Source organism: Halomonas sp. E19, assembly GCF_052439355.1.
Lineage (GTDB): Bacteria > Pseudomonadota > Gammaproteobacteria > Pseudomonadales > Halomonadaceae > Halomonas.
The window spans coordinates 2936887-2959660 of the sequence record NZ_JBNFWU010000001.1 but is presented as its reverse complement, the minus strand read 5'-3'; the positions used below and the strand labels follow the sequence as shown (position 1 = coordinate 2959660).

Here is a 22774-nt window from a genome sequence, read left to right as displayed (position 1 = left end):
CAGGTACCAAGGAGTCGAACCGATGAAATACGAAACGCAGAAGGTGGCCTTGCCTTTCTTCATGCTGGCCATGGCCCTATTCGCTCTACAGATCGTCTTTGGACTGGCCGCGGCGGCAGCCTACGTGTGGCCGCACTTCATGTCCGAGGCGATGCCGTTCAACATCACCCGTACCAGTCATACCAACCTGTTGATCGTGTGGCTGCTGATCGGCTTCATGGGTAGTACCTACTACCTGATGCCGGAAGAAGCCGAAAACGAGATCTACAGCCCCAAGCTGGCCTACTTCCAGCTGTTGCTGTTCGCCATCGCCGGCGCCGGCGCGCTGATCAGCTACCAGTTCGGCATCCACGAGGGGCGTCACTACCTCGAGCAGCCGCTGTGGTCGAAGCTGTTGATCACCATCTCGTTCCTGATGTTCTTGTTCAACACCAGCATGACCATGCTCAAGGGCCGCAAGACCGCCATCAACATGGTGCTGATGCTGGGCCTGTGGCTGGCCGCGGTGTTCTGGCTGTTCGCCTTCTACAACCCCGACAACCTGGCGCTGGACAAGCTGTGGTGGTGGTGGATCGTGCACATCTGGGTCGAAGGCGTGTGGGAGCTGATCATGGCCTCGCTGCTCGGCTACCTGCTGATCAAGATGACCGGCGTCGACCGTGAGATCATCGAAAAGTGGCTCTACGTCATCGTCGGTCTGGCGCTGTTCTCCGGCCTGCTGGGTACCGGCCACCACTACTACTGGATCGGCACCCCGGCTACTGGCAGCCGATCGGCAGCATCTTCTCCACCCTGGAGGTGATCCCGTTCTTCGCCATGGTGGTGTTCGCCTTCTACATGTTCTGGAAGGGCAGCCGTAACCATCCGAACAAGGCCGCCATGCTGTGGACCCTGGGCTGTGCCGCGGTCGCCTTCTTCGGCGCCGGCGTGTGGGGCTTCATGCACACCCTGTCGTGGATCAACTACTACACCCACGGCACCCAGATCACCGCGGCCCACGGCCACCTGGCCTTCTACGGTGCCTATGTGATGCTGGTGATGGGCATCATCACCTATGCTATGCCGCAGATCCGTCGCGTGCAGCCGTACAACCAGGTGCTCAACATGTGGGCGTTCTGGATCATGACCTCGGCCATGTGGTTCATGACCTTCACCCTGACCTTCGCAGGCGTCGTCCAGACCCACCTGCAGCGGGTGCTCGGCATGAACTTCATGCAGGTGCAGGCGCAGCTCGACCTGTTCTACGTGATGCGCTTCGGCACCGGCATCTTCGTCGCCATCGCCGCCGCCATGTTCATCTACTCGGTGTTCGCACCGGCACGTGAGCAGGCGTCTGCCAGCGTCAAGCAGCCGTCCATCGTCGCCGCCGAGTGAGCCTGAGACGGGGCGCCATGCGCCCCGTTCGGGAAGGCTGACCCGCACCGCAATGTCGGCCTTCCCACCACCTTCCCTTGGAGTGTCCCATGTCTCATACCGCTACCGTCACCAATGCCGCTTCCGCCTTCGCGCGGGACCTGCCTTACTATGAACCGGTTGGCAACGAGTGCGCGCTGTTCGAACAGGCGTACCAGCAGCGCCTGCCGCTGCTGCTCAAGGGACCGACCGGGTGCGGCAAGACTCGCTTCGTCACCCACATGGCGGCCAAGCTGGGCCGTCCGCTGTTCACCGTGTCGTGCCATGACGACCTCACCGCCGCCGACCTCACCGGACGCTACCTGCTGCAGGGCGGCGAGACCCGCTGGGTGGACGGCCCGCTGACCCGCGCCGTGCGCGAGGGCGGCATCTGCTACCTCGACGAGGTGGTGGAAGCGCGCAAGGACGTCACCGTGGTGATGCACCCGCTGACCGATGACCGCCGCCTGCTGCCGCTGGAACGTACCGGCGAGCTGCTCGAGGCACCGAAGGATTTCATGCTGGTGGTCTCCTACAACCCCGGCTACCAGCACATTCTCAAGTCGCTCAAGCCGAGCACCCGCCAGCGCTTCGTGGCGATGTCGTTCGACTTCCCGCCGCCCAAGGTGGAGTGCGAGATCGTCGCCCGCGAGAGCGGCCTTGCCCACGAGCGCTGCGCCGCGCTGGTCAACTTGGCCGGGCGCCTGCGCGAACTCAAGGGACAGGACCTGGAAGAGGGTGTCTCCACCCGTCTGCTGGTCTACTGCGCCACCCTGATCAATGCCGGTATGCCGATCCTCGAAGCCGCTCGCGCCACCCTGGTCGAGCCGCTGTCGGACGATCTGGACGTGCAGGAAGGCCTGCTCGAATCGATTCGCGCCACCTTCGGCTGAGCATCTGACGTTTATTGGCCGCGCTCGACAGCGCGTCTTCGGGAGGAAAGGCCATGCAGTTTCTCGAGCTCGAAGAGTTCGTCGGTCGCCACTGGCACCGCTGGGCCTCCAGCGCGGCCAGCTACAAGCGCTATCCGGATGCGGCCGTCTCCATGGAGCAGATGCGTCACGTGCTCGGCGTGTTCTTTCGCGCCAGCGGCGGTGAGGCAGGCGTGGAAGTGGCATCCATCGTCGCACGCAGCTCGAACCACCGCCTGTCGCTGCGCCAGAAGCTCGGCTTCGACGACGAAGCCATCGACCAGGCACGGCGCGACGAGGAGAACCTGCTGCTGCCGCCGCGCATCGATCTGTTTCCCGATCCGGAGTTGAACCGCGACCTCTACTTCTGGCTGGTGGCCTACCTGGCGGTGGCGCGCAAGCCCGAGCCCCAGCGCGACCCCTTGCGCGACGACCTGGCCCGCCTGCGTGAAGCCGTGCGTGCCCGCGATGCCGCCTTGGCACGCTTTCCCGGCCTGGCTGAGCGCTACCGTCGGCTGTGTCTGGGGCTGCTGGTGGTGCGCCCTGCACGCAAGCGCCTGCCGCCCATGGAGCTGGCGCTGGAGCAGACCCTGCGCGTGCTGCTCGGCGAGGAGCTCGAGCTGGAAGGCTGGGCGGCGTCGATGCATCGCGCCATCGTGGAGCCTGAGCTGCCGCTCGATGTGATCGCCGCGCCGCGCGGCTATCGCCCGCCGCTGCCGGTGCCGCTATGGGGCCAGGTAGTGGCGCTAGGTACCGGGGCGGGCCGCGACGAAAGCCAGGAGGACCCGCAGGAGGGCGAGACCAACAGCGCCCAGACCGTCGGCGATGGCAAGCGCAAGGCCGAACGCAAGCGCCAGGACCAGACCGAGCGCGACGACCCGCTGGTGGCCAACCGCTTCGAGAAGATGCTCTCCTGGACCGAGATGGTGAACCTCAATCGGCTGGTCGAGGACAACGAGGACGAGGAAGCCAAGCGCGCCGCCGAGCAGATGGAGGAGATCATCCTCAGCCCGCACAAGCAGCGTGCGGCGACACGCATCAAGGTCGACCTCGACCTGCCGCCCGACGAGGCGCTGGGCGAGCGCCTGCGCGGCAAGCACACCTATCCCGAGTGGAACTACCGCAAGCAGATCTACCTGCCCGACCACTGCCAGGTGCACACCGAGCTGGCCAGCGAGGAAGGCGAGTCATGGCAGCCCGACGCGGCCACCCACCGGCGCATTCGCCGGGTGCGTCGCGAGTTCGAGGCACTGCGCCCGCGTCGCGAGACCCTGCGCGGTCAGTACGACGGCAGCGAGCTCGACATGGACGCGGTGATCCGCTCGCGCTGCGACCTGGCCGCCACCGGCGAGTCCAGCGACCGCCTCTACCAGGCCACCCGCCAGCAGGCGCGCGACCTGGCCGTCTCGATCCTGATCGACGTCTCGCTCTCCACCGATGCCTGGCTCGAGGATCGTCGCGTGCTCGACGTGGCCAAGGAGGCGCTGCTGGTGCTGGGCCATGGCCTGGCCGGCTGCGGCGACGATTACAGCATTCACTGCTTCACCTCGCATCGGCGGCACAAGGTTTGGGTCAACACGCTCAAGACCTTCGACGAGACCATGAACGATCGGGTGGCGCGGCGTATCTCGGCGCTCAAGCCCGGCCATTACACCCGCATGGGTCCAGCGATCCGCCACGTCACCAAGGAGCTCTCCGAGCGGCCCAACCGGCATCGGCTGCTGCTGCTGCTCACCGACGGCAAGCCCAACGATACCGACTACTACGAGGGCCGCTATGGCATCGAGGACACCCGCCGGGCGGTGCTCGAGGCGCGTCAGCATGAGGTGCGGGTATTCGGCGTGACCATCGACAGCGAGGCGCACCAGTACGTGTCGCACCTGTTCGGCCGCGGCAGCTACGCCATCGTCAACCGGCCCGAGCACCTGTCGCTCGCGCTGCCCGGTATCTACCGCCAGATCATTGGCAGCTGAGGAGGCCACATGACGTCACGCCGCCCCGCCATCGCCCTGTGTCTCGGCCTGCTGGCCGCCCTCCTGGTCATCACCCCGCTGGCCTGGGTGATCAACACCCAGGACTGGGGCATCCTGATGATGTTCGTCGCCCCGTTCGCCGTCTACGGCCTGATCCGCCTGGCCCGGCGGCTGGCCGAGTGGGCCGGCGTGGGGCCGCCGCCAACCTACTAGCGGTGGCGCCGTCGTTCAGTCGGCCAGCTCGGCCAGAAACGGCACCACCGCATCGAGCACGGCCTCGGGCCGTTCGCGATGCGGCACGTGCCCGCAGCCGGGCAGCAGTCGCATGAGCGCGGGGCCCGCCGTTAGGGTGGCGTAGCGCTCCGGCTGCCGGGGCGAGCCGAACTCGTCCTCATCGCCGTGCAGGGCCAGCAGCGGGCAGCGCACGCGTGCCAGGCTCGCATTCAGGTTCCAGTCGCGAAAGCCTTCGTCGAGCCAGGTATCTACCCAGGCGCTGAGGACCCATGCCGCCTTGTCACCATGGTATCTCTGCAGCCGTTCGAGCTGTCCCGCCTCGGAGAAGGCCTGCTTCGCCGCGCCTACCCCCTCCAACGTACGCGCCTCGACGAAGGCCTGGGCCGACTCGGTGACCACCGCCAGGCACCGCTCCGGGTGGGCCGCCGCACAGCCGGCGGCCATGGCCCCGCCCACGCTGTGGCCGAAGACGATGACGCGCGCCAGCGCCAGCTGCTCGCATAGCGCGGCAAAGGCGCCCTGCGCTTCGGCTTCGATGAAGTGGTGGTCGAGCCGGCCGGGGTAGGGGTCGGACTGTCCGAATCCTTGTCGATCGTAGGCGATGACCTCGCGCCGGGTGGCCTGCGCCAGCTGCTTGGGGAAGTCGCGCCACAGCGCGACGCAGCCCAGCGAGTCATGCAGCAGTACGATGGGGGCTCGGGAATCGGCAGCCTCGGCGGGCCGCCAGCGCTTGGCGAACAGTCGCCCTTGCGCGAACGGCACCCAGGCCTGCGATGTACGGACTGACGGCATGTGATTCTGTTCCCAGACGGGCCGCTGCGCACGATGCCTGGACTAGGCGTGCAATGCTTGCCGGCGCGGCGCTCAGGATCGGTGGCGACGGGCGCCACCGCGTGAAGGGGCAACGCTAGCAGCCTATCGATGAGTCGGCCAATTCTCCTTTGGGCGAGCCAGCCCGACTGCCACCGGCTTCGTTCAGCTCAGCCTGGCGATGAGATAGCCGGCGGCGACCAGCAGCAGCGTGGCGAGAATCAGGCCGATGAAGGTGCCGCGCCAGGCCGATGAAGCCTCGTCGAGCCCCAGGTAGACCATCAGCACCCGGTGCGCCTTGAACAGGGTGGTGGCCAGCAGCAGCCCCGCCGACCACAGCGGCAGCGCTGCCTGGCGGGCATCGCCGCCGAGCTGGGCGGAGAGCATGGCGAGCAGCGTCAGCCCCATCAGCACCGCCCAGGTGATCAGCAGGCGGCGCGTGGCAGCATCTTGCAGAGCGTGGGTCAGGGCGCGCATGGGCTCACCTCAGCAGGTAGATGATCGGGTAGAGCAGGATCCAGATCAGATCGACCATGTGCCAGAAGGCCGCGGCGGTCTCGACGTTGGCATGAGAGATGCGCCAGGCCACCAGGGCGATCAGGCCCAGGCCGAACAGCACGTGGGCGAAGTGAAACCCGGTCAGCAGGTAGTAGAAGGTGAAGAAGGTGTTGGTCTCGGGCATGAGTCCCTGGCCGAGCTTGTCGGCGTACTCCACCAACTTGACCACGCAGAACACCACGCCCAGGGCGAACGCCGCCGCCAGCCACTGGCGACAGCGGCGTACCTGACCGGCCTTGATGGCCTGAACGGCCAAGGCGGCAAACAGCCCGCTGGTCAGCAGCACCATGGTATTGATGCCGCCGGCCACCGGGTCGAGCAGCTGCTGTGAAGCGTCGAAGAGCTCGCGTTCGCCTGCGCGCAGCCAGGCGAACAGGCCGAAGAAGGCGGCGAACACCACGATCTCGCTGAGGATCAGCACCCACATCAGCGGGTTGCCAGGCAGGGCCGACAGCGGCCCCCAGCCGGGGTTGGGCAGCGTTGCCGATGGCCGATCCGTCATTCAGGCCTCCGCGGCGACAGGGGTTCTGTCGAACTCGGCGCGAACGTCCGGCGTGGTCAGCTTCCAGATGGCCCAGGCGAACAGTACCACCGAGACCGTGGCGAATAGGATCAACACGGCCAGCGCGCCGATCAGGCCGGCCACCGGATCCTCGAGGCCGGCCATGGAGTCGGCGGCCTCGGCCATGAAGCCGAAGGTCAAAGGCGTCAGGGCGGCACCACCCAGCACACCGACGAAGCCGGCCGCCATCAGCGTGACGAAGGCGCGCCTGGCCCAGCGGCGTCGCTGCAGCAGGGCCACGGAGAGAGCCAAAGTAATGGCGGCGCCCAGCAGCAGCAGGCTGGCCAGGGTGCGGCTGCTTTCGATCAGCCAGGCCACGCCGCCGGTGAGCCCGCCGCTGCCGGTTTCCACCCCAAGCGAGGCGACCAGCGCCTCGCCGGGCAGCAGGGGCAGGGTCACTAGTGACATGATCAGCCCGGAGAAACCGATGAAGACCCAGGCGAGGCCGGTAACGGCAGCCGAGCGAGCCGGTGCAGCCGGAGTGAGTGAAATCGCGGTGGTCATGGGGGCTCCTTTCTGACGTTTTCCAGCGACAAGCAAGCGTCCAGCGACGATCAATCGTCCAGCGAGACCTTGGCGCCGCCGAACAGCAGGCTATGTGGGTCATCGATGGCGCGGTCGTTCAGCAGGCGGTTGATGCCGACGCCGCTGCGGCCGATGGTCCAGATTAGGCAGGCGGTGAAGAAGCCATAGCCCAGCACCCAGGAGGCCCAGGAAGGCGCGCCGATCAGCCCGAGCAGATACCAGGCGGCCAGCACGGCGGCGCCGGCCAGCGCCCCCAGCCAGAAGGTGCGGATCTGAAACAGCAGGTGGCTGGCGGCCAGCGGCGCCGCGCTGCTGCGGCGCAGATGCGCCAGCAGCACGCCAATCGGGGCAGTGATCACGGCCATGATGCTGCCTAGGTAAAGCACGTAGACAACCGCGGCCAGGACCTTGCCGCGGCGGTCCAGCGCTTCCAGCGGCGGGCAGTCGGGCTCTTGCTGCGAGTATGCGGTGGAGGACATCGTCACCTCCCAGTGAGGGGCATGGTTAAACAGGTATCTGAGATACCACTATAGTCTTCGGGGGCGCTATCGTCCTTGCCATGGATCAAACTCTCTTGCCTTGCCAAGGGCGCTCGTCTCAGGGGCAGGCGGGATGCGCGGTACCAAGCGAAGGGCCTTGCAGAAACCCAAAAGGCAGCAGTCGCCTAGGCGACTGCTGCCTGTGTGCCGCGATCAACCCTGCTGCGGTTTGACCTGGGCCTTGGCCAGCTCTTGCTCTTCGATCATGCGGTCCACCGAGGAGACGTAGTACTCCTCGTCGAACGCGCCTTCCGGCTCCTTCAGCCAGATCAGGCAGATCAGCCAGCTGACGAAGGCGCCGCCGGCAATGATGTAGAAGAACTGAGTGGGAGTGACGAAGGTGAAGATGGTCAGGTAGACCACCGCGCCGACGTTGCCGTAGGCGCCGGCCATGCCCGAGATTTGGCCGGTGATGCGGCGCTTGATCGAGGGAATGATGCCGAAGGTGGCGCCCTCCGCCCCCTGCACGAAGAAGGAGGTGAAGATGGTGATGGCGATGGCGATGATCAGCGGCCAGTTGGAGTTGAGCAGCCCCATCAGCACGAAGCCGATGCCGATGCCGAACATGTAGCTGAGCATCACGAAGCGGCGGTTGCCCATGCGGTCGGAGACCAGGCCGCCCATGGGGCGCGCCACCAGGTTAACGAAGGCGAACGAGGCGGCGATCATGCCGGCGGCGGCGGCGGTCAGCCCCCAGGTCTCCTCGAAGAACATCGGCAGCATGGACACCACCGCCAGCTCGGCGCCGAAGTTGGCGAAGTAGGTGCTGTTGAGCGCGGCCACGCTGCTGAAGGAGTACTTGTCGTCCTCCGGCACGCCTTTCTTGAGGATCGGAACGTTGACCCGCAGGATCTGCACGATCTGGTAGATCACCACGGCGGCAATGATCGCATAGCAGATCAGTGCGCCGGTGGAGGAGAGGTAGCCCATGCCCTCGATACGCCATACCAGGATGGCCAGACAGCCCACCAGCGGAATGGTCCACAGGATCAGCATGATCATGTCACGCCAGGAGCTTACTTCCATGGCCAGCGCCTTGCGCGACTTGCGGTGGGCGCGGGCGTCGAGGCCATCGGTGATGGCGAACCAGTAGTACACGCCGTAGGCGGCCATTACGATGGCGCTGATGCCGATGGCGTAGCGCCAGCCGTCGTCGCCGCCGAACATGGTCAGGGCGATGGTGGGCAGGGTCATGGCGGCCACGGCCGAGCCGAAGTTGCCCCAGCCGGCGTAGAAGCCCTCGGCGAAACCGATATCCTTGGGCTTGAACCACAGCGCGGTCATGTGGATGCCGACCACGAAGCTGGCGCCGATGGAGCTGAGTATTAGGCGCGAGATCAGCAGCTGCGACATGGTGTTGCCGAAGGCGAACACCAGTGCCGGTATGGCCATGGAGACCATCAGCACCGAGAACACCCGGCGCGGGCCGAAGCGGTCGAGCGCCATGCCGACGATGATGCGCGCCGGGATGGTCAGCGCCACGTTGACGATGGCAAACAGGCGGATGTCGTCGCGGGTCAGCCAGTCGACGCTCTTGAGCATGCTCGATGCCAAGGGCGCCATGTTGAACCAGACGTAGAAGGTGATGAAGAATGCGATCCAGGTCAGGTGCAGCGCCCTGATTTCCGGACTGCGGAACTGGAAGATGGCGGACACTTTCATGGTTGTATCATCCTGAAGTGAAAGCGAAATTGGCCACGTATGACGGGATCGCCGTCAGGGGCTCGGCAGGATCAGCAGCGGACACTCGACGCGCCGGGCCAGGAATGAGCTGACCTTGCCGAAGGTCATGTAGTCGAGCTCGTCGACGAAGTAGCTCAGCGACTGGGCGATGATGCCGCCGTCGGGCTTGCTGCTGTGGCGCGCGATGACCAGCATGTCCGGCGCGTGCTTCTGGGTGGCCTGCAGCAGCATCTTGCGGGCGTCGCCCTCGGCCAGGATCCAGTCCACGTCGAAGCCTTCCTGATGAGCGAAATCGGCACCCTCCTTGAGGGCCGCCTTCATCTCTTCGTAGCCCTGCTGAAACAGCGCCTCGTTGGCGTCGGTGGCGTCGCCGGGATTCTCGGCAACACCGACCAGGATCAGCATGGGGGCGTTGCAGCGAAACAGGCTGACGGTCTGTGCCAGGGCCAGCTTGGCGTTGCGTGAGCCGTCATAGGCGATCATGACTTTCATGACATCCCTCCGCAGGAGGCAAGGTAGGGGTGTGCTCCGGAGCGGCTCCGGAGCACGGTCGACGGCATCAGGGATTTTTGACGTAGGCGTTGGCGCGCAGGTAGAACCACCAGTTGATTACCAGACACACCGCGTAGAAGATCGCGAAGCCGTACATGGCGAGCTCGGGAGTGCCGGCACGGATCTGGCCACCCATCACCACCGGGGCGATGAAGGCGCCGTAGGCGGCCACGGCGGAGGTCCAGCCCAGCACCGGGCCCTTCTGCTGGGCGTCGAAGATCACGCCGATGCTGCGGAAGGTGGAGCCGTTACCGATGCCGCTGGCGGCGAACAGAATCACGAACAGCAGCATGAACAGGGCGAAGTAGCTGTTGGGATCGGTGGAGTTGTAGGCCAGCATCATCACATAGCCGGTCACCGCCGAGGCCACCACCATGATTACCGAGATCACCTGGGTGACGATGGAGCCGCCCACCTTGTCGGAGATCCAGCCGCCGAAGGGGCGGATCAGCGCGCCGACGAAAGGCCCGATCCAGGCCCAGGTCAGGGCGCTGGGGCCGTTGGGATTGACCACGCGAGTCACGCTGCCGTCGGCGGCCACTTCCATCATGTTGCCGAAGATGACGTTGATCGACAGCGGCAGGGCGGCGGAGAAGCCGATGAACGAGCCGAAGGTCAGGATGTACAGCACGGTCATCGACCAGGTGTGCTTGTTCGAGAAGATCGCGAACTGCTTCTGGATGTTGGGCTTGATGTCACCGGGAATCAGGCGCATCAGCACCAGGGTCAGCAGGATGGTGATCGGCAGGGCGACCCACATGCCCAGCCACTGCAGGGTGACGATACCGACGATGGTGGCCACGATGCCCACGCCGTAGAGGCCGAGGATCTTGCCGAAGGCCTGCATCGGCGTGCCCGGGTTGGGCGTGATGGGGCGCAGGTTGTTCATGCCGAACCAGCCGAGGAAGGCCAACGGCACCAGGAACAGCAGCCAGATGAAGCCGGCGTTCTGAATCCAGGTCTCGGTACCGGCTTCGATACGGCCGATCAGCGTGCCGCTGGAGCTCTGCAGTACCATGGGGCCGCCGGCCAGTGCGCCGAAGATGCCGATGGTCATCACCAGCGGAATCAGGATTTGCATGGAGGTGACGCCGAAGTTACCCAGGCCGGCGTTCATGCCCAACGCATAGCCCTGCTGCTTCTTGGGGAAGAAGGTCGAGATGTTGCTCATCGAGGCGGCGAAGTTGCCGCCGCCGATGCCGGAGAGCAGCGCCAGGGCCTGGAACACCCAGAACGGCGTGTCGGGGTTCATCAGCGCGACCCCGGTGCCGAAGGCAGGGATCATCAGCAGCGAGGTGGTCAGGAACACGGTGTTGCGCCCGCCGGCAATGCGGATCATGAACGAGGCGGGAATGCGCAGGGTGGCACCGGCCAGGCCGGCGATCGCGGTCAGCATGAACAGCTGGTCGACGGCGAAGGGGAAGCCCAGGTTCTGCATCTGGGTGGTGATCATGCCCCACATCATCCATACCGCGAAGCCCATCAGCAGGCTGGGGATGGAGATCCACAGGTTGCGCGAGGCGATCTTCTTGCCCTCGCTCTCCCAGAACTGTTCGTTTTCAATGTCCCAGTGTTCGATATCGGCGTTTCTGCCTTTCTTGCCGGTATCGAAGTTACCGAGATCGGCACTCGATTTAGCCATGACGTTTCCCCTCGTGGTTCCGCTGATCCCGAGTTGCGGCGGCCGGCCTGACCGGGATCAATTCAGGTTGGTTGAGGCAAAGATACGCCGCGTAAAGAAGCGGCGAAACCGCCCTAAATGGCAGAAAAAACAGCGGAATACCTCTTGAGGGGTAGCGGGGGTAGGCGCGTAACTTATTGTTATCTGTCGTCTCGTTCGGGGCGTAAGAAAAGAAAAAGGCGCCCTGCCGGCGCCTGAAAGTCTTTGGAGGTATCCACACAGAGCCGGCCTTGCCAGGCCGGCCCTTTCCCGGCTAGCGGTCGATGCCTTCCTGCACGGCCCACACCGCGGCTTCCACCCGTGAACGCAGGTTGAGCTTCTTCAACAGGTGCTTGACGTGCACCTTCACCGTGCCTTCGGTGATATCGAGCTTGCGGGCGATCAGCTTGTTGGAGAGCCCGGCAGCCAGCTCGCGCAGGATCTCGCGTTCGCGCTGGGTGAGGCTGTGGATGTCCGGCGAGGCCGGCGCCGTGCGCTGGTTGCGCAGCGCCTCGGCGAGTAGGGCAGTGAGGCTCTCGCTCACCACCATGCGGCCCAGTGCCGCCTGGCGCAGCTGGCGCACCATCTCTTCGGGCTCCATGTCCTTGAGCAGGTAGCCGTCGGCGCCGCCGCGCAGGGCGGCCACCAGATCCTCCTCGTGATCCGATACGGTAAACATCACAATGCGCCCGGCGAAGCCCGACTCGCGCAGGGCTTTCAGGGTCTGGATGCCGTCCATGCCCGGCATGTTGAGGTCGAGCAGGATCATGTCCGGGTCGAGCTCGGCGGCCAGGTGGACGCCCTGCTGCGGCTCGCCGGTGTCGCCGATCAGCTCGAGGTCGTCCTCCAGCTCCAGCAGCTGGGACACGCCGCGGCGCAGCAGCGGGTGGTCGTCGATGATCAGGATACTGGCGGGGGTCTCGTTGGCTGACTGGCCCATGGTTTCTCAGTTTCCTTGCTCGTGTAGGGGAGTGGCCACGGCATGCTGCCGTGCGATCAGGCGTGCGGTCTGGGGGTGAAGATCACTTCCACGCAGGTGCCCCCTGCGCACGGTTGGTCAGGCGCAGCTCGCCGCCCAGGGTGTGGGCACGGTCGCGCATGATGATCAACCCATAGTGCATGGGCGGTGAGTCGTCGTGTGCCAGGCCGATGCCGTCGTCTTCGATGCGCAGCACGATGCGGGCGTTGAGGAAGGCGACCGTTACGGCGGCCCAGTGCGCCTCGGCGTGCTTATGGATGTTGCTCAGCGACTCGCGGGCGATCTGCAGCACGTGAATCTCTTCGTTGGGGTTGAGCAGGTGGGGCGGCACATCGTAGCGCAGCTCCACCGGGGCGCCCATGCGCTCGGAGAACTCGGCCGTGGTCTGCTGCAGCGCCGACTGCAGTCCGGGCCCTCGAGCTTGAGACGGAAGGTGGTGAGCAGCTCGCGCAGCTGGCGGTAGGCGCTGTTGAGTCCGGTGCGCAGTTCGTCGAACACTGCCGCCTGCATCTCCTTGGGGGCATCCTTGGCCTGCATGCGTTCGAGCCTGGCTACCTGCATCTTTAGGTAGGAGAGCGACTGCGCCAGCGAGTCGTGCAGTTCGCGGGCGATGATGGTGCGCTCGTTCATCAGCGAGACCTGCTGCTCCTCCTCGATACGCCGCTGCAGGTACACGGCGGTGGCCAGCTGGTCGGCCAGGGCATTGAGCAGCCGGCGCACGCTGTCGGAGAGCGGTTGCTCCTTGGGGTACCACACTTCCAGGGTGCCGAGGAGCACTTCGCCGACGCTGACCGGCAGCAGCAGGCATTCGCCGCCCTCGGTCTCGCGTAGGTGAATGGGACGGTTGTCGATCAGGCAGGCGTGGCAGTCGTGGTCGCGGCAGTAGTCGGGGCGCCGCGCCGCATGGGTGGCGAGAATCGGAATCTGGCGATCGCCATGGGGGTCGTTGAGCGACAGCCGGATGGGGCCGATCTCGAGCAGTTTTTCGACCTGGCGCAGCATCGGCGCGGCGCTGGCGCACAGGTCGTTGCCGCCGCCGTAGAGCGAGCGGCTTTCGTCGTGCAGCACCTGCATCACCTGGCTGTTGCGCTCCAGTTCCTGGGTCTTGCGCTTCACCCGCGCCTCGAGCTCGGCATAGCTGGCGCCCAGCTCCTCGGCCATGGTGTCGAAGGTGCGGCCGAGCATGGCCAGCTCGTCGCTGCCGTCGAGCCGGGTGCGGTGGGTGAAGTTGCGCCTGGCGGCCTCGCGCGCCAGCACCATCAGATGGCGCAGCGGTGCCACCAGGTTGTGGCGGATGTCGTACAGGGCGATGGCCACGATCACGGCGGTCAGGCCGAGGAATAGGATTTGCAGCGCGCTGAGCAGGCGGATCTTGGCCTCGGTGTTCTGCTCGAGCTGATTGACCATCCTGTCGATGTCGTTGACCAGGCCATCCAGGGCGCGATTGAGCTGGTCGACCCGCACGTACTGGCTGGTCAGGGTCTGGGCCACCTCGGGGGCGAGCTCGTTGTGCCAGCGCATCAGTACCAAGCGGTACTGCTTGCGCAGCTCATGCGCTTCGGAAATGGGAATGGCGGCGATCAGCTCGGGTTTCTCCAGGCGTTCCTCGAAGCGCTGCATGAGCACGCGAATCTCGGCCTGCTGTTCCCACGAGGGGTGCGCTCGTAGCGCTGCAGGGCGGCCACGATCTGGTAGGTGTTCATGCGCAGCGAGCCGGCCACGTTGAGCGCTGCGGCGTCGCCGCGGCTGCCGCCGGCCACCGCCATGGTCACCACGATGCTGATCAGGGCCATGGCGCTGATCGCCAGCAGTGAAGCGACGATGCGAGCCACCAGGGAGCGTTGCAGCAGTTTCATCGCAGCGTGTCGTCTCCGGTCGAGGGGAAGGGCCACTATACCTCAGAGGGTAGCCGCTGTACGCCGTCGGATAGGCGCTTTGCGTTACCCCAAAGGGGTACCTCCCATGCCCTTTTGACGCTATAGGCGAGGGGGAACGAGAATCTCTTCGACCCTCTCAAGAGACCACCGTTCATGACGTCTGTCGGAAAGGGCGCCACGGCGGACCTGCAGGGTGACTATCGTGCGCTGGTGGTGGTGCTATTGTCGCCGCTGGCCTTCGCCCTGGTCTTCGCCAGCTGGACCATCTTCGCCGTGCTCGGTATCGAGCTGAAACGGCTGCTGCACTTCGGCGAGGTGCAGTTCGCCCTACTGCTGGCCGTGCCTATGCTGACCGGCGGCCTGGCGGCGCTGCCCATGGCGGCGCTGGCGCGGCGCGTGGGCGGGCGGCGGGTGATGATCGGCTGCCTGCTGCTGATCTGCCCCTTCCTGTGGGGCATTGCCTATTCCCAGAGCTACTGGAACTTCTTGCTGGCCGGCACGGGCCTGGGCCTGGGGGCGGGTTCGTTGGCCGCCGGGCTGATCTACGTCGCCTCGCTGTGCCCGCGCCGCCATGCGGGGCTCGCCCTGGGCCTCTACGGCGCCGGCATGCTGGGGGCCGGACTCACCTACTTCATGCTGCCGCTGATCAGCCAGGCCTACGGCTGGCCCATGGCGCCCAAGCTCTACCTGCTGCCGGTGCTGCTGGTAGCGCTGCTGCTGTGGGTATTTGCCGAGGATGCGCCGCGCGCCGCGCGCCTTGCGCCGCAGGATGAGCTTGACGAGGACGAGGCAGCTGAAGGCGCTGTTCGGGCGGTGGCACGGCGGCTGCCGCCAGCCGCGGTGTGGCGGCTGGCGCTCTACTACAGTTTCTTCTTCGGCGCCTTCGTGGCGCTGGCGCTGTGGCTGCCGGGCTATCTGGCGGCCCAGTACCAGCTTCCGCTCAAGGTGGCGGCGCTGTGGGCGCTGGCCTTCACCCTGCCCGGCGGGATCGGGCAGATTGTCGGCGGCTGGCTGGCCGATCGGCGCGATTTCCGCGACCTGCGCTGGTGGGTCAGCGCCTGCGTGATGGTGTGTCTATTCCTGCTCTCCTACCCCGACTTCACCATGCAGATCCATGGCGTGCACGGCGATATTGCGCTGCGCTTCTCCATGCCGCTGGTCGGCTTCGCCCTGCTGCTGGCGATCATGGGGCTGGCCATGGGGATCGGCAAGGGTAGCCTGATGTGCCTGCTGCACCGCGAGTACGGCGACGACATGGTGCGCTCGGGCGGCCTGGCGCTGGCCCTGGGCGGACTGTTCGCCGCGCTGCTGCCGATGATGTTCGTGCTCGGCAACGAGTGGATCGGCGTGCGCACCGCCGGCTTCATGTTCCTCTACGCGGCGCTGGCCGTGTGCATGCTGGTGATGCTGTGGGATCCCGGTTCGCATGCGCCCGCCCGCCTGCCGCCTCCTGCCCGGGGGAGCTAACCCCTTCGGCGGCCCACCTATCACCTTGGGGGTAGACAGGGTGTATATGGAGGTAACCTGGCAGTAATCCTCGCTTCGATCCCCCAGAATCCTCTCCAAGAACCTGCCCTGGCGGTCGTGTAAGACACACAGCGCGGCACGGCAGGCGGGGTGGCCCGGGTGGCCACGCATCACTTCAAGGAGCCTGGAGATCGACCATGAGTCACTTCTTAGATCGGCTGAATTTTTTCCGCAAAGCCCGCGAGCCCTTCGCCAACGGTCACGGCGAGACGCGTGAAGAGTCGCGTGGCTGGGAAGACGGCTACCGGCAGCGCTGGCAGCACGACAAGGTCGTGCGTTCCACCCATGGCGTGAACTGCACCGGCTCCTGCAGCTGGAAGATCTACGTCAAGAACGGCCTGGTGACCTGGGAAACCCAGCAGACCGACTACCCGCGCACCCGCCCGGACCTGCCCAACCACGAGCCGCGTGGCTGCCCGCGTGGCGCCAGCTACTCCTGGTACATGTACAGCGCCAACCGCCTCAAGTACCCGCTGATCCGCAAGCCGCTGCTCAAGCTGTGGCGCGAAGCCAAGCAGCAGCACGGCGATCCGGTCGACGCCTGGGCCTCCATCGTCTCCGATCCGGCCAAGACCAAGCAGTACAAGCGTGCCCGCGGCATGGGCGGCTTCGTGCGCGCCAACTGGGATGAGCTCAACGAGCTGATCGCCGCCTCCAACGTCTACACCGCCAAGCAGTTCGGCCCCGACCGCATCATCGGCTTCTCGCCGATCCCTGCCATGTCGATGGTCAGCTACGCCGCGGGCAGCCGCTACCTGTCGCTGATCGGCGGCGTCTGCATGAGTTTCTACGACTGGTACTGCGACCTGCCGCCGGCCAGCCCGCAGACCTGGGGCGAGCAGACCGACGTGCCGGAATCGGCCGACTGGTACAACTCCGGCTACATCATCGCCTGGGGGTCCAACGTGCCCCAGACCCGGACCCCGGACGCCCACTTCTTTACCGAAGTGCGCTACAAGGGCACCAAGACCGTCTCCATCACCCCGGACTACGCCGAAGTCTCCAAGCTCACCGACGAGTGGCTGTCGGTCAAGCAGGGCACCGACGCCGCGCTCGGCATGGCCATGGGCCACGTCATCCTCAAGGAGTTCCACCTCGAGAAGCCCAGCGCCTACTTCACCGAGTACGTGCGCAACTACTCCGACATGCCCTTCCTGGTCGAACTGGAAGCGCGTGAGGACGGCAGCTTCGTGCCCGGCAAGCAGCTGCGTGCGGCCGACTTCGCCGACAACATGGGCCAGGACAACAACCCCGAGTGGAAGACCGTGGCGTGGGACGAGACCCGCGACCAGCTGGTCGTGCCGCGCGGTTCCATCGGTTTCCGCTGGGGCGAAGAGGGCAAGTGGAACCTCGAGCCGCGCGATGCCGACGGCGAAGAGATCAAGCCGCTGCTGACCCTGGCCGAGAGCCATGACGACGTGGCCAAGGTCGCCTTCCCCTACTTCGGTGGCATCGCCCACGAGCATTTCGACCACGTGGCCGGCAACGAGCTGCTGTTCCACAGCCTGCCCGCCAAGCGCCTGAAGAAGGCCGACGGCACCGAGATCCTGGCCGTCACCGTGTTCGACCTGATGTGCGCCAACTACGGCATCGACCGCGGCTTCGGTGAGGACGACGGCGCCACCTCCTACGACCAGGTGCGCCCCTACACCCCGGCCTGGCAGGAGAAGATCACCGGCGTGCCCGCCGAGCAGGTCGCCCGCATCGCCCGTGAGTTCGCCGACAACGCCGACAAGACCCGTGGTCGCAGCATGGTCATCGTGGGTGCCGCGATGAACCACTGGTACCACATGGACATGAACTACCGCGGCCTGATCAACATGCTGGTCATGTGCGGCTGTATCGGCCAGAGCGGCGGCGGCTGGGCCCACTACGTGGGTCAGGAGAAGCTGCGCCCGCAGACCGGCTGGACCCCGCTGGCCTTCGGCCTCGACTGGCAGCGTCCGCCGCGTCACATGAACTCCACCTCCTTCTTCTACAACCACTCCTCGCAGTGGCGCTACGAGAAGCTCGAGGTCAAGGAGATCCTGTCGCCGCTGGCCGATGCCAGTCAGTACACCGGCAGCCTGATCGACTTCAACGTGCGCTCCGAGCGCATGGGCTGGCTGCCCTCCGCGCCGCAGCTCGGCACCAACCCGCTGCGCCTGGCCAAGGCCGCCGAGGCTGCCGGCATGTCCACCAAGGACTACGCCGTCGCCCAGCTCAAGAGCGGTGAGCTGGCGTTTGCCGCCGAGGATCCGGATAACGAGCAGAACTTCCCGCGCAACCTGTTCGTGTGGCGCTCCAACCTGCTGGGCAGCTCGGGCAAGGGCCACGAGTACATGCTCAAGTACCTGCTGGGCACCCGTCACGGTATCCAGGGCAAGGACCTGGGCGAAATCGGTGGCCAGAAGCCGGAAGAGGTCAAGTGGCACGACGAGGCGCCGGAAGGCAAGCTCGACCTGGTGGTCACGCTCGACTTCCGCATGTCCTCCACCTGTCTCTACTCCGACGTGGTGCTGCCGACGGCCACCTGGTACGAGAAGAACGACCTCAACACCTCGGACATGCACCCGTTCATCCACCCGCTGACCGCGGCCACCGACCCGGCGTGGGAGTCGCGCAGCGACTGGGATATCTACAAGGGCATCGCCAAGGCGTTCTCTGAGGTGTGCGTGGGTCACCTGGGCGAGGAGACCGACCTGGTCACCCTGCCGCACCAGCACGACTCCCCGGCCGAGCTGGCCCAGCCTGAGGTCAAGGACTGGAAGAAGGGCGAGTGCGAGCCGATCCCCGGCAAGACCATGCCGGCGCTGATCGAGGTCAAGCGCAACTACCCCGAGACCTACGAGCGCTTCACTTCCATCGGGCCGCTGCTCGAGACCATCGGCAACGGCGGCAAGGGCATCGCCTGGAACACCGAGTCCGAGGTCGAGCTGCTCGGCAAGCTGAACTATCGCAAGACCGAAGGGCCGCACAAGGGCCGGCCGAAGATCGAGACCGCGATCGACGCCGCGGAGATGATCCTGACCCTGGCGCCGGAAACCAACGGCCACGTGGCGGTCAAGGCGTGGGGTGCGCTGTCCAAGATCACCGGACGCGACCACACCCACCTGGCGGTGAACAAGGAAGAGGAGAAGATCCGCTTCCGCGACATCGTCGCCCAGCCGCGCAAGATCATCTCGAGCCCGACCTGGTCCGGCCTGGAAGACGAGCACGTCTCCTACAACGCCGGCTACACCAACGTGCACGAGCTGATTCCGTGGCGCACCGTGAGCGGCCGTCAGCAGTTCTACCAGGATCACCCCTGGATGCGCGCCTTCGGCGAGAGCCTGCTGACCTATCGTCCGCCGATCAACACCAAGACGATCACCGGCTTTGCGATGCCGGAGGACAACGGCAACCCGACCAAGGCGCTGAACTGGATCACGCCGCACCAGAAGTGGGGCATCCACTCCACTTACAGCGACAACCTGCTGATGCTGACCCTGAACCGCGGCGGCCCGGTGGTGTGGATGTCGGAGAATGACGCCCAGGAGATCGGCATCGAGGACAACGACTGGATCGAGCTGTTCAACGCCAACGGCGCCATCACCGCTCGTGCCATCGTCAGTCAGCGGGTCAAGGACGGCATGGTGATGATGTACCACGCCCAGGAGCGCCAGGTGAACGTGCCGGGCTCCGAGGTCACCAAGACCCGTGGCGGCATGCATAACTCCGTGACCCGGGTGTGCCCGAAGCCGACCCACATGATCGGCGGCTACGCGCAGCTTTCCTACAGCTTCAACTACTACGGCACCGTTGGCTCCAACCGCGATGAATTCGTCCTCATCCGCAAGATGAAGAACGTCGACTGGCTGGATGGCGAAGGCAACGACAGCGTTCAGGAGACCGTGAAATGAAGATTCGTTCCCAGGTAGGCATGGTCCTCAACCTCGACAAGTGCATCGGCTGTCACACCTGCTCGGTCACCTGCAAGAACGTCTGGACCAGCCGTGAAGGCCTTGAGTACGCCTGGTTCAACAACGTCGAGACCAAGCCCGGTATCGGCTATCCCAAGGAGTGGGAGAACCAGGACAAGTGGAAGGGCGGCTGGATGCGCCGCAAGGATGGCAAGATCGAGCCGCGCATTGGCGGCAAGTGGCGGGTGCTGGCGAACATCTTCGCCAACCCCGACCTGCCCGAGATCGACGAGTACTACGAGCCGTTCGACTTCGACTATCAGCACCTGCACACCGCCAAGCAGGGCGACCACCAGCCGGTGGCGCGTCCCCGCTCGCTGATCTCCGGCCAGCGCATGAAGAAGATCGAATGGGGTCCCAACTGGGAGGAGATCCTCGGCACCGAGTTCGCCAAGCGCCGCCGCGACAAGAACTTCGAGCAGGTGCAGGCCGACATCTACGGCCAGTTCGAGAACACCTTCATGATGTACCTGCCGCGCCTGTGCGAGCACTGCCTCAACCCGGCGTGCGTGGCCTCGTGCCCCAGCGGCGCGATCTACAAGCGCGAGGAGGACGGCATCGTCCTGATCGACCAGGACAAGTGCCGCGGCTGGCGGATGTGCATCTCCGGCTGCCCGTACAAGAAGATCTACTACAACTGGAAGACCGGCAAGTCCGAGAAGTGCATCTTCTGCTACCCGCGCATCGAGTCGGGCATGCCGACCGTGTGCTCCGAGACCTGCGTGGGCCGCATCCGCTACCTCGGCGTGCTGCTCTACGACGCCGACCGCATCGAGGAAGTGGCCAGCTCGCCGGACGTGCGCGACCTCTACCACCGCCAGTGCGAGATCTTCCTCGACCCCAACGATCCCGAAGTGATCGAACAGGCCAGGAAGGACGGCATTCCCGACAACGTGATCAAGGCCGCTCAGGAGAGCCCGGTCTACAAGATGGCCATGGACTGGGGGCTGGCACTGCCGCTGCACCCCGAGTACCGCACCCTGCCCATGGTCTGGTACGTGCCGCCGCTGTCGCCGATCCAGTCCGCCGCCGAGGCCGGCAAGATCGAGTACGACGGTGTGCTGCCCAAGATCGAGTCGCTGCGCATCCCGGTACGCTACCTGGCCAACATGCTCACCGCCGGTGAGGAAGAGCCCGTGGTGCTGGCGCTCAAGCGGCTGATGGCGATGCGCGTCTACATGCGCAACAAGCACGTCGAAGGCAAGATCGATACCAGCGTGCTCGACGCCGTGAACCTTAGCGAAGCCCAGGTGGAAGAGATGTATCGCTACCTGGCCATCGCTAACTACGAGGATCGCTTCGTGATCCCGACCAGCCACCGCGAGATGGCCACCGAAGCGTTCCCCGAGCGCGGCGGCTGCGGCTTCAGCTTCGGCGACGGCTGCCACGGCGAGAGCAAGCCGAGCCTGTTCAACGGCCGCAAGCAGACCAGCGCGCTGGTCAAGCCGGTAGACGTCTTCGATCCGAAGACCGGTGCCAAGGAGACTCACCATGGCTGATGCAGCCCTCAAGATGCCCCAGCCCGAGTTCGGCATGCTCAGCCTGCGCGTGCTGGCTCGCCTGCTGGACTACCCCACCGAGGCCCTCCAGGGGCCGTCGGTGAGCTCGTCGAAGTCCTCGACCAGGAGCGCCGCCTGCCGGCGGCGCTGCGCGGCGACCTGATGAGCTGGTGCCAGCGCATCGCCGACGGCGACCTGCTCGAGCTGCAGTCCGAGTACGTGGCGCTGTTCGACAAGGGCCGCGCCCACTCGCTGCTGCTGTTCGAGCACGTGCACGGCGAATCGCGCGACCGCGGCCAGGCCATGGTCGACCTGATCGACGAATACAAGGCCGCCGGCTTCGAGCTCGACGCCCGCGAGCTGCCCGACTACCTGCCGCTGTTCCTGGAGTACCTCTCCACCCGCAGCGACGACGAGATCGGCCGCTGGCTGGGCGAGATCCGCCACATCCTGGCGCTGCTCACCGCGCGCCTGGAGGATCGCGGAGTCGACTACGCGCTGGTGCCACGCGCACTGCTGGCGCTGGTCGGCGCCGAGGACGACGTGGAAGCCAGCCGTGAAGCGGTGAAGGGTGAGGCACGCGACGACACACCCGAGGCGCTGGACGCGGTATGGGAAGAGGAGGCGGTACGCTTCTCCGCCAAATCCGACGAGGACTGCGCGCTGCAGTCCGCCGAAGGCCGCCGCCTGGCAGAACGCAAAAAAGTGACGCACAGCGAGGCAGTCCGGGTACTGGATCCCGCCGCTGCCCCCGTGAGGCTTGAAGGAGACCGGTCATGACTTTTCTCGATAACCTGCTGTTCGGGCTTTACCCCTACCTGGCCGGCGCCGTGTTCCTGATCGGCAGCCTGATGCGCTACGATCATGGCCAGTACACCTGGAAGACCGGCTCAAGCCAGATGCTGACCAGCAAGAACATGCGCCTGGCCAGCAACCTGTTCCACGTCGGTATCATCGTGATCTTCTTCGGTCACCTGGCCGGCCTGCTCACGCCGCACTGGCTCTACAGCCCCTTCATCAGCGCCGGCACCAAGCAGGTCATGGCGGTGGTGGTCGGCGGCATCGCCGGCGTGATGTGTCTGGTGGGCGGCGCCATGCTGTTCCATCGTCGTCTGACCAACCCGCGGGTTCGCGCCTCGTCCAGCCCCATGGACACCGTGATCATCGGTCTGCTGGTGGCCCAGGTCGCACTCGGCCTGCTCACCATCCTGCCGACCCTGGGCCACCTGGACGGCAGCAAGATGCTGCAGTTCTCCGGCTGGGCGCAGTCCATCGTCTACTTCCAGGGCGGTGCCGCCGCTCACCTGGAAGGCGTGAGCTGGATCTTCAAGCTGCACATTCTGGTAGGCCTGACCATCATCCTGGTCTTCCCCTTCACCCGTCTGGTTCACGTGTGGAGCGTGCCGATGGGCTACGTAGGGCGGCGCTACCAGATCGTTCGCCGCCGGGCCGGCGGGATCTGATCGGTAAGGCTGGCTGCGCCCGCTCCGCTTGATGAGCAATGGCACACCGCGGGTGCCGGGGGACAGGTGAACGAGGCGTTGACCTGGCC

At 65.6% G+C, this 22774-nt stretch carries 19 protein-coding genes and 2 pseudogenes; 9 read left to right on the top strand and 12 right to left on the bottom strand.

All coding sequences use genetic code 11. The features are described from left to right. Positions 1 to 22: 22 nt before the first annotated feature. The 4 genes and pseudogenes from ACUDAL_RS15395 (at position 23) to ACUDAL_RS15380 (ending at position 4489) form a co-directional block, all read left to right on the top strand. Positions 23 to 1374, top strand: a pseudogene (locus ACUDAL_RS15395) (cbb3-type cytochrome c oxidase subunit I). An 89-nt stretch (positions 1375 to 1463) separates the two neighbouring features. Next, positions 1464 to 2285 carry a CbbQ/NirQ/NorQ/GpvN family protein gene (locus ACUDAL_RS15390; RefSeq protein ID WP_444678730.1) on the top strand — a complete coding sequence of 274 codons (822 nt, stop codon included), beginning with the start codon at positions 1464 to 1466 and terminating at the stop codon, positions 2283 to 2285. 53 nt (positions 2286 to 2338) lie between these two features. Beyond that, entirely contained in the window at positions 2339 to 4276 is a 1938-nt protein-coding gene (locus ACUDAL_RS15385) for a nitric oxide reductase activation protein NorD (RefSeq protein ID WP_444678729.1), read from the top strand. Positions 4277 to 4285: 9 nt separating this feature from the next. Continuing rightward, positions 4286 to 4489, top strand: coding sequence for a hypothetical protein (locus ACUDAL_RS15380; protein WP_444678728.1), 204 nt, complete (start codon positions 4286 to 4288; stop codon positions 4487 to 4489). A 15-nt stretch (positions 4490 to 4504) separates the two neighbouring features. Here the strand turns inward: ACUDAL_RS15380 and ACUDAL_RS15375 are convergent, their stop codons facing one another. From ACUDAL_RS15375 to ACUDAL_RS15320, 12 genes are all read right to left on the bottom strand, one after another. After that, positions 4505 to 5272 carry an alpha/beta fold hydrolase gene (locus ACUDAL_RS15375; RefSeq protein WP_444678727.1) on the bottom strand — a complete coding sequence of 256 codons (768 nt, stop codon included), beginning with the start codon at positions 5270 to 5272 and terminating at the stop codon, positions 4505 to 4507. A gap of 213 nt (positions 5273 to 5485) precedes the next feature. Further along, positions 5486 to 5797 carry a cytochrome C oxidase subunit IV family protein gene (locus ACUDAL_RS15370; protein ID WP_444678726.1) on the bottom strand — a complete coding sequence of 104 codons (312 nt, stop codon included), beginning with the start codon at positions 5795 to 5797 and terminating at the stop codon, positions 5486 to 5488. A gap of 4 nt (positions 5798 to 5801) precedes the next feature. Further along, positions 5802 to 6380 (bottom strand): cytochrome c oxidase subunit 3 family protein, encoded by a 579-nt coding sequence (locus tag ACUDAL_RS15365; protein ID WP_444678725.1) that lies wholly within the window; start codon positions 6378 to 6380, stop codon positions 5802 to 5804. After that, on the bottom strand, positions 6381 to 6944 hold the full coding sequence (locus ACUDAL_RS15360) for a hypothetical protein (RefSeq protein WP_444678724.1): 564 nt from the start codon (positions 6942 to 6944) through the stop codon (positions 6381 to 6383). A gap of 50 nt (positions 6945 to 6994) precedes the next feature. Further along, the gene (locus tag ACUDAL_RS15355; RefSeq protein WP_444678723.1) at positions 6995 to 7444 is read right to left on the bottom strand and encodes a DUF4870 family protein; all 450 of its coding nucleotides are present in this window, start codon (positions 7442 to 7444) and stop codon (positions 6995 to 6997) included. A gap of 213 nt (positions 7445 to 7657) precedes the next feature. Continuing rightward, positions 7658 to 9166: an MFS transporter gene (locus ACUDAL_RS15350; protein ID WP_444678722.1), complete on the bottom strand. Its 1509-nt coding sequence runs from the start codon at positions 9164 to 9166 to the stop codon at positions 7658 to 7660. 54 nt (positions 9167 to 9220) lie between these two features. Beyond that, positions 9221 to 9679, bottom strand: coding sequence for a universal stress protein (locus ACUDAL_RS15345; protein WP_444678721.1), 459 nt, complete (start codon positions 9677 to 9679; stop codon positions 9221 to 9223). 67 nt (positions 9680 to 9746) lie between these two features. Beyond that, positions 9747 to 11381, bottom strand: a complete 1635-nt coding sequence (locus tag ACUDAL_RS15340; RefSeq protein ID WP_444678720.1) for an antiporter — start codon at positions 11379 to 11381, stop codon at positions 9747 to 9749. Positions 11382 to 11673: 292 nt separating this feature from the next. Next, positions 11674 to 12339: a two-component system response regulator NarL gene (gene narL / locus ACUDAL_RS15335; RefSeq protein ID WP_444678719.1), complete on the bottom strand. Its 666-nt coding sequence runs from the start codon at positions 12337 to 12339 to the stop codon at positions 11674 to 11676. A gap of 82 nt (positions 12340 to 12421) precedes the next feature. Beyond that, entirely contained in the window at positions 12422 to 12670 is a 249-nt protein-coding gene (locus ACUDAL_RS15330; protein WP_444678718.1) for an ATP-binding protein, read from the bottom strand. After that, positions 12643 to 13998, bottom strand: coding sequence for a histidine kinase (locus ACUDAL_RS15325; RefSeq protein WP_444678717.1), 1356 nt, complete (start codon positions 13996 to 13998; stop codon positions 12643 to 12645). The genes ACUDAL_RS15330 and ACUDAL_RS15325 overlap by 28 nt, the downstream gene beginning before the upstream one ends. Further along, positions 13959 to 14234, bottom strand: coding sequence for a type IV pili methyl-accepting chemotaxis transducer N-terminal domain-containing protein (locus ACUDAL_RS15320; protein ID WP_444678716.1), 276 nt, complete (start codon positions 14232 to 14234; stop codon positions 13959 to 13961). The genes ACUDAL_RS15325 and ACUDAL_RS15320 overlap by 40 nt, the downstream gene beginning before the upstream one ends. Before the next feature lie 174 nt (positions 14235 to 14408). On the opposite strand from ACUDAL_RS15320, the gene ACUDAL_RS15315 reads away from it, so the two are divergent. The 5 genes and pseudogenes from ACUDAL_RS15315 to narI all read left to right on the top strand — a co-directional run bounded on the left by ACUDAL_RS15315 (position 14409) and on the right by narI (position 22685). Further along, positions 14409 to 15722, top strand: a complete 1314-nt coding sequence (locus ACUDAL_RS15315) for an MFS transporter (protein WP_444678715.1) — start codon at positions 14409 to 14411, stop codon at positions 15720 to 15722. A 197-nt stretch (positions 15723 to 15919) separates the two neighbouring features. Next, a complete protein-coding gene (locus tag ACUDAL_RS15310; RefSeq protein ID WP_444678714.1) occupies positions 15920 to 19663 on the top strand; it encodes a nitrate reductase subunit alpha in 3744 nt (1247 codons plus the stop codon). Further along, positions 19660 to 21222 carry a nitrate reductase subunit beta gene (gene narH / locus ACUDAL_RS15305; RefSeq protein ID WP_444678713.1) on the top strand — a complete coding sequence of 521 codons (1563 nt, stop codon included), beginning with the start codon at positions 19660 to 19662 and terminating at the stop codon, positions 21220 to 21222. Before ACUDAL_RS15310 ends, narH begins: the two co-directional genes overlap by 4 nt. Further along, positions 21215 to 22002: pseudogene (gene narJ, locus ACUDAL_RS15300) on the top strand (nitrate reductase molybdenum cofactor assembly chaperone). The gene narH and the pseudogene narJ overlap by 8 nt, the downstream one beginning before the upstream one ends. After that, a complete protein-coding gene (gene narI / locus ACUDAL_RS15295) occupies positions 21999 to 22685 on the top strand; it encodes a respiratory nitrate reductase subunit gamma (protein WP_444678712.1) in 687 nt (228 codons plus the stop codon). The pseudogene narJ and the gene narI overlap by 4 nt, the downstream one beginning before the upstream one ends. The last annotated feature ends 89 nt before the right edge of the window (positions 22686 to 22774 follow it).